This window comes from Xylanimonas sp. McL0601, assembly GCF_049852175.1.
In the GTDB taxonomy this organism is placed as follows: Bacteria; Actinomycetota; Actinomycetes; order Actinomycetales; family Cellulomonadaceae; genus Xylanimonas.
In genome coordinates this window covers 213736-227083 of the sequence record NZ_CP187527.1, presented here as the reverse complement: position 1 = coordinate 227083, position 13348 = coordinate 213736, and the positions used below count along the sequence as shown (strand labels likewise).

General features: G+C 69.3%; 8 protein-coding genes and 2 tRNA genes. 8 read left to right on the top strand and 2 right to left on the bottom strand.

Annotated elements, in window-relative coordinates; translation table 11 throughout:
- Window positions 1-20: 20 nt before the first annotated feature.
- The gene (locus ACO4JP_RS01035) at window positions 21-2381 is read right to left on the bottom strand and encodes a hypothetical protein (RefSeq protein ID WP_425955550.1); all 2361 of its coding nucleotides are present in this window, start codon (window positions 2379-2381) and stop codon (window positions 21-23) included.
- Between the two features lie 410 nt (window positions 2382-2791).
- Between ACO4JP_RS01035 and gyrB the strand changes: the two genes are divergently transcribed.
- The 7 genes from gyrB (at window position 2792) to ACO4JP_RS01000 (ending at window position 10743) form a co-directional block, all read left to right on the top strand.
- Window positions 2792-4837: a DNA topoisomerase (ATP-hydrolyzing) subunit B gene (gene gyrB, locus ACO4JP_RS01030; protein WP_425955549.1), complete on the top strand. Its 2046-nt coding sequence runs from the start codon at window positions 2792-2794 to the stop codon at window positions 4835-4837.
- A 46-nt stretch (window positions 4838-4883) separates the two neighbouring features.
- The gene (gyrA, locus tag ACO4JP_RS01025) at window positions 4884-7454 is read left to right on the top strand and encodes a DNA gyrase subunit A (protein ID WP_425955548.1); all 2571 of its coding nucleotides are present in this window, start codon (window positions 4884-4886) and stop codon (window positions 7452-7454) included.
- Between the two features lie 19 nt (window positions 7455-7473).
- Window positions 7474-8295 carry a DUF3566 domain-containing protein gene (locus ACO4JP_RS01020; RefSeq protein WP_425955547.1) on the top strand — a complete coding sequence of 274 codons (822 nt, stop codon included), beginning with the start codon at window positions 7474-7476 and terminating at the stop codon, window positions 8293-8295.
- A gap of 106 nt (window positions 8296-8401) precedes the next feature.
- Window positions 8402-8475, top strand: a tRNA-Ile gene (locus tag ACO4JP_RS01015).
- Between the two features lie 79 nt (window positions 8476-8554).
- Entirely contained in the window at window positions 8555-8674 is a 120-nt protein-coding gene (locus ACO4JP_RS01010; protein WP_425955546.1) for a DLW-39 family protein, read from the top strand.
- Window positions 8675-8719: 45 nt separating this feature from the next.
- Window positions 8720-8795, top strand: a tRNA-Ala gene (locus ACO4JP_RS01005).
- A 151-nt stretch (window positions 8796-8946) separates the two neighbouring features.
- Window positions 8947-10743 carry an ATP-binding protein gene (locus ACO4JP_RS01000; RefSeq protein ID WP_425955545.1) on the top strand — a complete coding sequence of 599 codons (1797 nt, stop codon included), beginning with the start codon at window positions 8947-8949 and terminating at the stop codon, window positions 10741-10743.
- A gap of 343 nt (window positions 10744-11086) precedes the next feature.
- Here ACO4JP_RS01000 and ACO4JP_RS00995 read toward each other — a convergent pair whose 3' ends face one another.
- Window positions 11087-12544, bottom strand: a complete 1458-nt coding sequence (locus ACO4JP_RS00995) for a S53 family peptidase (RefSeq protein ID WP_425955544.1) — start codon at window positions 12542-12544, stop codon at window positions 11087-11089.
- A 269-nt stretch (window positions 12545-12813) separates the two neighbouring features.
- On the opposite strand from ACO4JP_RS00995, the gene ACO4JP_RS00990 reads away from it, so the two are divergent.
- Complete coding sequence (locus tag ACO4JP_RS00990) at window positions 12814-13320, top strand: hypothetical protein (protein WP_425955543.1); 507 nt, start codon at window positions 12814-12816, stop codon at window positions 13318-13320.
- Window positions 13321-13348 lie beyond the last annotated feature (28 nt).

Genomic DNA, 13348 nt, shown 5'->3' with positions numbered 1-13348 from the left:
CGCCCTCGGTCGTCTGCCGGTCAGGCGTGCTGGCGCGTTACCCCCTGACCGGGGAACTGCGGGAACACGGGGTGGCCGGCCGCCAGCGGGTGCCCCACGTGGCCGCGCCCGAAGGCGTGCCCGGCAGGCGACCCGTCGTCATCGCCGGCGTCCGTCGTCGGGCCGCACGGGGCGATCGTCTCGAGATCAGGGCTCGCCGCGTCGTACAGGCGGGAGTAGCTGCCCCACTCCGACATCATGGGAACCGCGACGTAGAAGTGCACGTGGACCGACGTCGCGCGGATCTCCGGGTCCGCAGTGTTCGAGATGGTGCCGTCGTCGTTCCTCACGAGGTTCGGCCACGGAAGGCGCCCGGAGAACGGATGACCGAAGCCGCCGTCGCCGGTGAGGGACTCCCGCGCATGACCAGGGCCCTCAAAGCCGATGGTGAACCCTTCCTCGACCGCACCCTCCGGCGGCTCGACGGCGTAGTCCAGGAACGCCTCGCCGGACTCGCAGACGGGCGTCGCGGTGACGGTGCCGGTCAGCCCGCACCGGGGCGCCAGCAGCGTGCGCAGCGAGACGACGGCCTCGGTGTCGCTCATCTGCCAGTACTGCGAGTCCTTGAGCAGCCACGAGAACGCGTAGCCCGGGTTGGCCGTGGCGAGCAGCCCGTCGGGCGTCAGCGTGTATGTGACGGCCTCCGTGCTGGGCGGCACGACGACGTCGCCGGGCGTCGCATCGCAGGTGGTGAGCGCGTCGGGCCGCTCAGGTGTGACGAGGGTCGGGCCCCAGGAGCAGTTCATCGTCGTTCCCGACTCGGTCCAGTCGCGACGGTCGTCCTGCGCGTCGAGCGTGAAGGTCCACGTGTGGTCGACCGACTGGTCGACCGGGACGGCCGTGTCGTAGTACGTCGGCACGGACTCGTCGAGCACCGTGACGCCGTCGATCTCGAGCCGTGCACGCGCGCCGTCACCCAGGTAGGGGTCGTAGAGGTGGACCGCGATGGCCTCACAACCCGTGGTGACGTGCACGGCGTGCTCGCCCTGGCTGCACGGCTCGGTCGAACCGGTGGCCTCGAAGGTCGTGCCGTCGGGGGTGGTCGCCGTCGCGGAGTACGTGTGGGGCAGGAGGTGATCGACCGTCACCGACGCATCGGCGTGGACCGCGAACTCCTGGGAGCTCACGACCTCGCCGTCCACCACGAGCTCGAAACGGCTGCCCGCGGTGAAGACCGGGTCCTGGGCGGCGGCCCAGACATCGCCGCACGACGACGAGACGCTCAGCGGCGGGTCCGGGTCCTCCGAGCACGGCTCGGTCATACCGGCGTCCGACCCGGTCTCGGAGCCGTCGGGGGCGATCACGCGTGCCGTCCAGGCGTGTGCGGCGTCCCAGGAGACATCGAAGATCCGGTAGTAGTACGAGCCCACCGCCTCGCTGGCGACGACCTGTCCGTCGACCTGCACCTCGATGGTGCTCCCGTCCTCGACGGCCGCGCCGTCGACCCACGTGATCACGGACGAGCAGGTGGTGGACGCCTGGACCACCGGAGGAACCCAGGGTGCGCAACCGCTCACAGAGTCGGACCGTTCGCCCAGAAGCTGCCCGGCGTCGTCCTGGACCGTCACCTGCCACGTGTAGTCCACAGCGGGATCGGGCTGTGCCGAGAGCGAGAAGTAGCCCCCCTCGTCGACGGTGGTGGAGGAGATCATCGCCCCGTCGACGGTGATCGCCACCTGCGAACCGGCCGGGTAGCCCCAGCCCCAGCCGTCGACCGAGCCACACCAGGCCTGGGCCTCGAGCACGATGTCGGGGTTGGACTCACACGGTGACGTGACGCCCCGCATCGCCCGGTCGAGGGCATCGTCGGGGGCGTCGACCGTGATCGACCAGGTGTGGCTCACCGCCCAGTCGAACGACTGCGTCGTGTAGTACGACTGGTCGAACACCTCGTCCACGACCGTCGCGCCGTCGACGACCACCGTCGCATGCGTCCCGTCGGGGTACTCGGCGACGTTCAGGGTGACGTCCTTGCACGAGTCCCACGACGTCGCCCACACGTTCGGGTCGGAGTCACAGGGCTGCGTCGTCCCGGACTGGCTGACGTCGGCCGAGTCGCCGTCGGGAACGTCGACGTCCACGGTCCATTCGTGCGCCTGCGACCAGGTCAGCCCGAAGCTGTTCGAGTAGTACGAGTCCATCTGGGAGTCGACGGCCACGACCTCGCCGTCGACGGACACCGTGACGACGGTGCCCGGGGAGGTGTCCCAGAGGTAGACGTCGAGGCTGGAGCAGGACGCCGAGATCGCGGGCTCGGTCGCGGCCGCGGGGGCTGCCGTCGCTATCCCGAGACCGACCAGGCCGAGTGCCGCGGACACGGCACCTGCCAAGAACTTCTTCACGCGGTGCTTCCTTCACGGAAGGGGACGGCGTCGCTGCCGTCCGCATGGATGATTCGCGCATTGAAGCAGTCCGGGAGCTGGGTGGGAAATAGCAGGGAAAAAGGGGATTTCGGCCGTCTTGTCCCCAAGCATTCCGCAACCTTGCGGACGATCATCCGCAGATGTGGAGAACCTTGTGGACGGAGTGCTCTGATCTGGGTTGTCTCCCCAGGCCAAAGGCGCCCCGATCCGCGGAAATCAGCCCCGAGAAGGTAGACTGGGAAGGTCGCCCCGGGCACTCCCGGGCCCCTCTCGGAACCGCTTCCCGATGCCACCCCCGGCTCGTGCTGCGCCTCCCGCGGGCCCCTGACGCCGTGGGTGGCGTGCACCGGTCCCGCGGTGCGAACGGACAGCGAGGAGCGAACCGGCCTGTGGCGAATCGGAACGACGGCGGATACGACGCCGGGAACATCACCGTCCTGGAAGGTCTCGAGGCCGTCCGCAAGCGTCCGGGCATGTACATCGGTTCGACCGGTGAGCGCGGCCTCCACCACCTGGTCTACGAGGTGGTGGACAACTCCGTCGACGAGGCCCTCGCCGGGTACGCCGACGCCATCGACGTGACCCTGCTGGCCGACGGCGGCGTCCGCGTCGTCGACAACGGCCGCGGCATCCCCGTCGCGATCCACCCCACCGAGGGCCGGCCGACCGTCGAGGTCGTCATGACGATCCTCCACGCCGGCGGCAAGTTCGGGGGCGGCGGCTACGCCGTCTCCGGCGGCCTGCACGGCGTCGGCATCTCGGTCGTCAACGCCCTGTCGACCCGCGTGGTCACCGAGGTCGCCCGCGACGGGTACCGCTGGCGCATGGAGTTCGGCGGCGGAGGCCACCCGGTCACCGAGCTCGAACAGCTCGAGGCGACTGAGGAGACCGGCACCACCCAGACCTTCTGGGCCGACCCGGAGATCTTCGAGACCACCGAGTTCGACTTCGAGACGCTCCGCGCCCGCTTCCAGCAGATGGCGTTCCTCAACAAGGGCCTGACCATCACGCTCACCGACGTGCGCGCAGGTCACGCCGACATCGAGGACGAGGTGGTGGGCTCCCCGGACGGCGAGCACACGCCGGACGCCGACGGCGTCCTCGTCGCGTCCGAGCCGGAGGGCTCGGCCACGCGCACCGTCACCTACCGCTACGACGGCGGCCTCATGGACTACGTGAAGCACCTCAACGCGGGCAAGAAGGTCGAGCTGATCCACCCCGAGGTCATCGACTTCGAGGCGGAGGACACCGAGCGGCGCATCTCGGTCGAGGTCGCGATGCAGTGGACCAGCGCCTACAGCGAGTCGGTCCACACCTACGCCAACACCATCTCGACGACCGAGGGCGGTACGCACGAGGAGGGCTTCCGCGCGGCGATGACCACGCTGGTCAACTCCTACGCGCGCGAGAAGGCGATCCTCAAGGAGAAGGAGGACAACCTCACGGGTGACGACATCCGCGAGGGCCTGACCGCCGTCATCTCCGTCAAGCTGGGCGAGCCGCAGTTCGAGGGCCAGACCAAGACCAAGCTCGGCAACACCGAGGCCAAGACGTTCGTCCAGCGTGTGGTGCGCGAGCAGCTCACCGACTGGTTCGACTCCCACCCGAACGAGGCCAAGGACATCATCCGCAAGGCCATCCAGGCGTCGCAGGCGCGGATGGCGGCCCGCAAGGCGCGCGAGGCCACGCGGCGCAAGGGCCTCCTGAGCAGCGGCGGCATGCCCGGCAAGCTCAAGGACTGCCAGTCGAACCGCCCCGAAGAGTGCGAGATCTACATCGTCGAGGGCGACTCGGCCGGTGGTTCGGCGGTGCGCGGCCGCAACCCGCACAACCAGGCGATCCTCCCGATCCGCGGCAAGATCCTCAACGTCGAGCGCGCGCGCCTCGACAAGGCGCTGTCGAACCAGGAGGTCCAGTCCCTCATCACGGCGTTCGGCACCGGCATCGGCGAGGACTTCGACCTCACCAAGCTGCGGTACCACAAGGTCATCCTGATGGCCGACGCCGACGTCGACGGCCAGCACATCGCGACCCTGCTGCTCACGCTGCTCTTCCGGTACATGCGCCCGCTCATCGAGTACGGGTACGTGTACCTCGCGATGCCGCCCCTGTACCGCCTCAAGTGGTCGAACTCGCCGCACGACTACGTGTACTCCGACAAGGAGCGCGACGCCTACATCCGCGAGGGTCTCGCCGCCGGCAAGCGGATGCCGAAGGACAAGGGCATCCAGCGCTACAAGGGCCTCGGCGAGATGGACTACCAGGAGCTCTGGGAGACCACCATGGACCCGGCCCACCGCACTCTGCGGCAGGTCACCATGGACGACGCCGCGGCGGCGGACGAGGTCTTCTCGATGCTCATGGGCGAGGACGTCGAGTCCCGCCGCAGCTTCATCCAGCGCAACGCCAAGGACGTCCGGTTCCTCGACATCTGAGCACACCCCGCCCGGTGATCCACAGGAACTAGGAAGGTATTGATCAATGACGGACGAGACCACCGGCGGCATCCCGGAGCTCCCCGAGGTCCACCACGGCCGCATCGAGCAGGTCGACCTCAACCTCGAGATGCAGCGCAGCTACCTCGACTACGCGATGAGCGTCATCGTCGGCCGCGCGCTGCCCGACGTGCGCGACGGCCTCAAGCCCGTCCACCGCCGCGTCATCTACGCGATGTACGACGGCGGGTACCGCCCCGACCGCGGCTTCAGCAAGTGCGCCCGCGTCGTCGGCGACGTCATGGGCAAGTACCACCCGCACGGCGACTCGGCGATCTACGACACCCTCGTCCGCCTGGTCCAGGACTGGTCGCTGCGGTACCCGCTGGTGGCCGGCCAGGGCAACTTCGGCTCCCCCGGCAACGACCCCGCGGCCGCCCCGCGGTACACCGAGTGCCGCATGGCCCCCATCGCCATGGAGATGGTCCGGGACATCGACAAGGACACCGTCGACTTCCAGGACAACTACGACGGCGAGGAGCAGGAGCCGGTCATCCTGCCGGCCCGTTTCCCGAACCTGCTGGTCAACGGCTCGGCGGGCATCGCCGTCGGCATGGCCACGAACATCCCGCCGCACAACCTGCGCGAGGTCGCGGAGGGTGCCCGCTGGCACCTGGCGAACCCGGAGGCCAGCCGCGAGGAGCTTCTCGCGGCGCTGCTGCAGCGCATCAAGGGCCCGGACTTCCCCACCGGTGCGCAGATCCTCGGCACCAAGGGCATCGAGGAGGCGTACCGCACCGGGCGCGGGTCGATCACGATGCGCGCGGTCGTCAACGTCGAGGAGATCCAGAACCGGATCTGCCTCGTGATCACCGAGCTGCCCTACCAGGTCAACCCCGACAACCTCGCCGCGAAGATCGCCGACCTGGTCAACGACGGCCGGCTGCAGGGCATCGCGGACATCCGCGACGAGACCTCGGGCCGCACCGGCCAGCGGCTCGTCATCGTGCTCAAGCGCGACGCCGTCGCGAAGGTCGTGCTCAACAACCTCTACAAGCACACGCAGCTGCAGGACACGTTCGGCGCGAACATGCTCGCGCTGGTCGACGGCGTCCCGCGCACGCTGAGCCTCGACGCGTTCATCCGGCACTGGACGACACACCAGATCGACGTCGTCCGCCGTCGCACCGAGTACCTCCTGAGCGACGCCGAGAAGCGGATCCACATCCTGCGCGGGTACCTCAAGGCGCTCGACGCGCTCGACGAGGTCATCGCACTCATCCGCCGTTCCCCCGACGCCGAGCGGGCCCGGGTCGGTCTCATGGAGCTGCTCGACGTCGACGAGGCGCAGGCGAACGCGATCCTGCAGCTGCAGCTGCGGCGGCTCGCGGCCCTCGAGCGGCAGCGGATCATCGACGAGCACGACGAGATCGAGACCGAGATCGCCGACCTGCGCGACATCCTCGCCAAGCCCGAGCGCCAGCGCACGATCGTGCGCGAGGAGCTCGACAGCATCGTCGACAAGTATGGCGACGAGCGCCGCACGCACATCCTCCCGTACGACGGCGACATGTCGATCGAGGACCTCATCCCCGAGGAGGAGGTCGTCGTCACGATCACGCGCGGCGGCTACGCCAAGCGGACCCGCAGCGACGCCTACCGCCAGCAGAAGCGCGGCGGCAAGGGTGTGCGCGGCACGCAGCTGCGCGAGGACGACATCGTCGAGCACTTCTTCGTCACGACGACGCACCACTGGCTGCTGTTCTTCACGAACTTCGGCCGCGTCTACCGGGCGAAGGGCTACGAGCTGCCGGAGGGGTCGCGCGACGCCAAGGGCCAGCACGTGGCCAACATGCTCGCATTCCAGCCGGGCGAGCGCATCGCCCAGGTGCTGGACCTGCGCGACTACGACGCCGCCGAGTACCTGGTGCTCGCCACGCGCCGGGGCCTGGTCAAGAAGACGAGGCTTCAGGAGTACAACTCCCCGCGCTCGGCCGGTCTCATCGCCATCAACCTGCGCGAGGACGAGGGCGGCACGCCCGACGAGCTCATCGGCGCGATGCTGGTCGACTCCGGCAACGACATCATCCTGGTCTCCCGCAAGGGTCAGTCGATCCGCTTCCCGGCGAACGACGAGAGCATCCGTGCGCTGGGTCGCGCGACGTCGGGCGTGACCGGCATGAAGTTCCGCGAGGGCGACGAGGTGCTCACTGCCGCCGTCGTGCGCGAGGACGCCTACCTGTTCACGGTCACCGAGGCCGGCATGGCCAAGCGCACGGAGCTGTCGGTCGAGAACTACCGGCAGCAGGGCCGCGGTGGCCTGGGCATCCGCGTGGCGAACCTTCCGGAGGAGCGGGGTGACCTCGTCGGCGCTCTCGTGGTAGACGAGGACGACGAGGTGCTGGTCATCATGGAGCGCGGCAAGATCGTCCGCTCCGCGGTGAACCAGGTCCGAGCCACCGGCCGTACCACGCAGGGCGTCACGTTCGCGAAGCCCGACCGCGGCGACCGCATCATCGCGGTGGCCCGGAACGTCGAGCGACGTGACGACGTCGAGTCGGCTAGCGTGGACGGGACGGTCATGTCCTCCGAGCCTGGGGACGCCGACGAGAAGTGACATGGACGCAAGGGGAACGATGACGACCGAGAACGACACCCCGCCGAGCACCGTTCAATCGGTGCCGCCGGTCCCGCCGCCGCCCGGGAGCGGCCTCGGTACCGTGCAGGTGCCGGCGGACGGCGTCGACGCGCCCGAGGGCATCGAGGAGCCCGACGGCGACGGCGTCCGCGCCGGTGCCGTGAAGGCCGCTCGCGCGGCCCTCGCCGTGGCACGTGATGCCGCCAAGCGCGTCCAGACCGTCGCGACCGGCGCGCACGACCCGGTCGACGACCTGACGCCGGTTCCGGCTCCGGCCGGTGGGGCGGCGGACGGGAAGAAGGGCCGTTCCGCGGCTCCCCAGCCGCAGATGCACTACGCGACCGGCGGTGTGCGTCTGACGCCGGACGGCCGGCCGGCACCCGAGCCGGGGGCCCCTGGTGGTCCCGGAGCCGGGCAGTCGCCGTCCGTCCATTCCGCGCAGCCGGCGGGGGTCGGCGGGCCGCGTCGCGTGCGCCTCACCGTCTCGCGCATCGACCCGTGGTCGGTGATGAAGCTGGCGTTCCTGCTCGCCGTGGCGATCGGGATCATGACCGTCGTCGCGTCGGCCGTGTTCTGGTACGTCATCGACGGGCTGGGAATCTTCGGCACGATCCAGACCTTCATCAGCGACGTCGTCGGTCAGCAGGCCAACGTCGACATCACGCAGTTCGTCGCCTTCGACAGGCTGGTCTCGCTCGCGACGCTCATCGCGGTGGTCAACGTCGTGCTGCTGACGGCCATCACCACGATCATGGCGCTGCTGTACAACATCACGGCGGCCCTGGTCGGCGGGGTGCACGTGACCCTCACGGACGACTGACGCCACCCGGCGGATGTCACAGGCCGCAAGGCCCGGACCGTTTTGGTAGCGGGCCGGGCCTACGGTATGGTTTCGTGCTGCACGCGCCGCACAAACGCGCGGGCAAGGGGCTATAGCTCAGACGGTTAGAGCGCTTCCCTGATAAGGAAGAGGTCGGAGGTTCAAGTCCTCCTAGCCCCACCCACACGGCGTCCTGGCGAGTCTCGCGAGGGCGCCGTCGCCGCAACGAAGCACGCATGACGATGACGTGGAGGCGTTGATGAAGAAGCTGTTCCTGCTCCTGATCGCGGCAGCGGCGGGCTACGCCGTCTGGCGCCGGGTGTCCGGCGGCAAGGCAGAGCGCGACCTCTGGTCGGAGGTCACGGACGCGCTCGACTGATCTCTCGCGCCCCTCGGGGCGCGAGGCGCACGCGAGAGCGTGCGCGGGGCCATGGCGCAATTGGTAGCGCACCTGCTTTGCAAGCAGGGGGTTAGGGGTTCGAGTCCCCTTGGCTCCACCACGTGACCTGGGATGATGCGTCGTCCCGGGTCCTTCTGTATTTGTCAGACGTCCGCCCCCCATGTTCGCGGCGCAGTGTCCACCCGTACGCGGGCACGCACCAGCGGTTGGTGCAGCGCCTGCCTCATGTCGCAACTACAGTGACACCTGTAGTGACGACAGTGAACTACAGTGAGGGTGTCATGGAGACGAGCCAGGGTCCGCTCGAGCACGTCGTTGCGCGACTGCGCGCAGCGGCGACGGATCTCTCGTTCGTCGAGGTGAAGAACGCTGCGGGAGGACTCCCCAAGGATGTCTGGCCGACGGTGAGCGCGTTCTCCAACGGCGACGGCGGGCTCATCATCCTCGGGCTCGACGAGTCGACCGGGTTCGCTCCGACGCAAGGTTTCGACGCCGCCGCCATTCGTGATGGCCTGAGTGAAGGCTTCAGGCCTCGTGGTGGAGGTGAGTCGCCCGGCCCGGTGAGCCCTCGGCCGCTTGGCTCAATCGACATCGCGGTCGTCGACGATGCTTCGATCGTCGTCGCCGACGTTGAGCCTCTACCGGCGGCGATGAAGCCCGCCTTCGTGACGACGCAAGGTAAGGAGGGCGGAACCTACGAGCGGGTCGGTGACGGCGATCGTCGGATGAGTACCTATGGCGTCTTCCTGCTCTCGACCGACGGCGCGCAGCCGCGTGTCGACACCGAGCCTGTCCGTGGCGCGTCCCTCGACGACCTTGACAAGGAACAGTTGGAGCGGTTCATCGCGCGGCTGCGTCGTCGTCGCCCGCGATCCGTTGCGGACCTGACTTCCACGGTCGACATCTTGAAGCGCCACAACGTGCTGGCGGCAGACGGACGGACGCCCACCCTTGCCGGACTGCTCGCCTTTGGGCGCTACCCGCAGCACTCGCTCCCGCAGGCGATGGTGACGTTCGCGGTCTATCCAGGAAAGGCGAAGGACGTCTACGTCGGCGAGACGCGCATGCTGGACCGCCGGGTGATCGAGGGCCCGATCCCGGCCATCGTCGACGACTGTGTCCGGGCGGTGCTGCAGAACATCCAGGTGCGTCGCGTCGTCGTCGGCGCTGGAGCTCGTGACGAACCAGAGATCCCTGAGGTGGCGATCCGCGAGGCTGTCACGAATGCGCTCACGCACCGTGACTACAGCCCGTGGGCACTCGGAGATCAGGTGCGCATGGAGCTGTACCCCGATCGTCTTGAGGTCACGAACCCAGGAGGCATCTGGGGTGGACGCCGCGTTCTCGATCTCTTCGACGGGTCCTCGCGTTCCCGCAACGCCGTGCTCTCCGCCATGCTCGCCGACGTCCCGATGCTCGACCGTGACGAGTCCGTGTCCGAGAACGCGGGATCTGGGATTCCGACGATGACGGGCGCGCTCGGGCGCGCGGGACTCGCCGCGCCCCGCTACCTCGCCTCCGTGACCTCGATGACTGTCGTGCTGGATCGGCATGGCCTGCTCAACCCGGAGACCGATCAGTGGCTCGCCAGCATCGGGGCCGACTCGCTCGAGCCTGACGCGCGACGCGCGCTCGTTCTTGTTCACCGTGGCTACGCGGTCGACGACCAAGTCCTGCGGGCTCAACTTGCCCTTGACTCCGCGGACGCAAGGGCAGTCCTCCGCGGGCTCGTCGACGAGGGATGGCTCCAGTACCCACGGCGAACGGACGGCGCCTATCGCGAGGGTCAGCGCCTCGAGGCTGCCGAGACCCTCTTCTCGGAGCCCGTGGCCGACATCCGACCGGAGGGGACCCTCGACGAGAGGATCATCGAAGCGCTGACCCCTGGACCGGAGCTGTCGGTCCGCGAGATCGCGGAGCGACTCGGCACGACCGCCGGGTCGCTTCGCCCACGACTGCGTGTTCTCGTGGCAGAGGGTGCGATCGTAGCCACCGCACCGCCGACGAGCAGGAGTCGGAGGTACCGGCTCTCTCGCTCGACGGCCTGACGGTTTCACGATCGAGGGGACAGTCTGTCTAGCAGTCTGTCTACCGACCACGACGACAGTCGACGGCGCCAGGGCTGATCCGGTGGAATTCCGCCAACTCCGAGGCGCGCGTCCCGGCTGAGGTTCCTTTGAAGCAGGGGGTTAGGGGTTCGAGTCCCCTTGGCTTCACCACCACGAAGGGCCGCTGACGCAGGTCAGCGGCCCTTCGTGCTTCCCGGAGGGCGGACGCCGGAGGGGCGATCTGTTATGAAGTTCCCCCGAGTGACGGGGAATGTGACACGGACTGGCGAGCCCGTCCCGCCCGGCGTCGACGCCGCTGAACCGCGGGCCCCAGGGGGAGGCGCTAGTGAGCTGCGACCAGCTGGGCGAGGTACCCGGCGGCCTTCGGCGAGCCCCACCCGGTGGTGAGGTCATAGCCGGTGGTGGTGGGGTACCCCGGCACCGCGCCGGGGGTCAGGGTGCCGTCGGCGGTGAGGTCCCACATCCGGTTGTTGGCCAGCACGCCGCTCGCGGCCGTGCCGTAGGTCTGCGGCACGATGTCGGAGAACGCCGAGGCGTGGTCGAACCCGGAGCCGTAGATCACCGAGTTCAGGTCGCCGATCCCGCTCTTGCCGGCCGTCGCACGCTGCTGGTTGGCGATCGCCGTCAGCGCCGCGACCTGCGGGGACGAGGCCGACGTTCCGCCGTAGACGCCCCACACGGGTCCGCCGACCGCACGCGGGTAGTAGCTCGAGTAGACGAGCACGCCGCCGTTCACGGCGGCGTTCCAGGCCAGGTCCGGGACACCGCGGTGGTCACCGACGACGCTGGCGACGCCGTTCTGGAAGGCAGGCCGGCCGTAGACGCTCGAGACGCCACCACCTGTCCCGATCGGCCCCCACGCCTCGTTCCACACGGCCTCGGAGCTGCCGCCCTTGGTCCAGCCGAAGTAGGCCGCGCTGCGCGTGCCGTCCGCGTTGAACGGGACGTCGGTGGTCGGGTTCCACGTCCAGCCGGACTGGACCTGGGTGCCACCCACGGAGGTGACGTACGGCGAGGCGTTGGGGTAGCTGACCGCGGGGTGGTCGACCGTCCCGGTCTGGTGATGCGACCTGTCGACGCCGAGCGACCCGTCGTCGCCGGAGGACGAGAAGAAGGTGTCGTGCTTGGCCAGACCGCGCTTGAAGGTCTGGTCATACCGGTCGAAGGCCTGCTTGGCCGCGGCGGTGGAGCCGAAGGCCGTCTCGCTGGTGCCGAACGACATCGAGTAGACGGTGCCGGCCGGGTACCGGTCGATGGCCTTGTCGATGCCGTTCATCAGGTTGGTCAGACCCTGGACGCCCTGGGTCTCGGCGGGAGCCGTGCCGAGCAGGACGATGTGAGCCTTGGGGGCGATCGCGTAGGCCCACTGCACGTCGAGGTTGGCCTCGCCGGCCCAGCCCGCTGCGGCCGCAGGGCCGGACGTCCCGGAGCCGTTGCCCGGCGGGTTCTTGAAGCCGGGCTCGCCGAACGGGAAGTAGGCCTCGAAGTCCGGCGTCGGGCCACCGAACGTCTGCGCGAACATCGCGAGGTCCTCCGCCGCCGTCGGGCTGCCGTAGGAGTCGGCGAGGACGATGGTCTGGCCTGCGCCGTCGGTGGTCGCGGACGTGAGCGGCGGCAGCCCGTAGAACGCGCGGATGTCGTTGGGCCGGTAGCAGTGGATCGTGGTGGACACGCGGTTGTCCGGTGCGGGTCGGGCGCAGGCGACCTGGGCGTCTGTCGCGGCGGCGTCGGTGAACGCGGACTCGGGCGCCTGGGCTGCGAACGGCGTGACGGTAGCCACGCTCGCGGCGACAGGTGTACCGAGTAGAGCGGCCGCGAGCAGTGCGGCCGCTCCCGCGGTGGCGGGGAGAGCGGATGAGCGCATGGAACTTCCCTCCGGCGTTGAAGAGCAGTAGAGCGCCCAGGGACCAGTTGGCCCGGGCACGCTCGTCAAGGTAGACCGCGCTGACCCCGGGTTCACAGGACGCGCGAGTGTGTCGCGTACCTGGGAGGTTCGTGAATGCCCGCGGACTCTTCCCGGCGCGGACCCACTGTGTGAAACTCCGACCCATGCACGCCGCATTTCTGACCATCGGCATCGTCGCCACGGCCATCGCACTGCTCGCACTGATCTTCGACGGGACGCTCGAGGCCCTCGACGTCGGCCTGCCGGGTGACGGCTCGGTGTCCGTCCTCGCGCTCTCCGGCGGCCTGGGCGCCTTCGGCTGGGCTGGGCTGGCCGTGTCGACGCTGACCGACCTGCCCGACGGGGCGGTGCTGCTGGCCGCGGCCGGGGTCGGCGTCGTGATCACGGCCGGGGCCGCGTGGCTGACCGGGATGCTGCGCCGCCAGTCCACCCCGGACGGCGCAGGCAGCGTGAGCGGCCTCGTCGGCGTCGATGGGGTCATGGACACTCCCGCCGGTCCCGGCAAGCCGGGCGTCGTCCGGGTCAGCTACGCCGGGTCCCCGCGCACCATGACCGCCCACACCACCACCGAGATCGCCGCCGGCGCGCTCGTCACCGTCGCGGCCGTGGTCTCGGGCGACGTCGTCCGGGTCGCACCCGCCGGAGCCTGACTCTTCTCTGCTGTTCCGACCAGTCCCA

Coding starts and splice junctions, on each gene's coding strand:
- gyrA (WP_425955548.1), top strand. CDS start 4,884: ATGACGGACGAGACCACCGGCGGCATCCCGGAGCTCCCCGAGGTCCAC.
- ACO4JP_RS01020 (WP_425955547.1), top strand. CDS start 7,474: ATGACGACCGAGAACGACACCCCGCCGAGCACCGTTCAATCGGTGCCG.
- ACO4JP_RS01010 (WP_425955546.1), top strand. CDS start 8,555: ATGAAGAAGCTGTTCCTGCTCCTGATCGCGGCAGCGGCGGGCTACGCC.
- ACO4JP_RS00990 (WP_425955543.1), top strand. CDS start 12,814: ATGCACGCCGCATTTCTGACCATCGGCATCGTCGCCACGGCCATCGCA.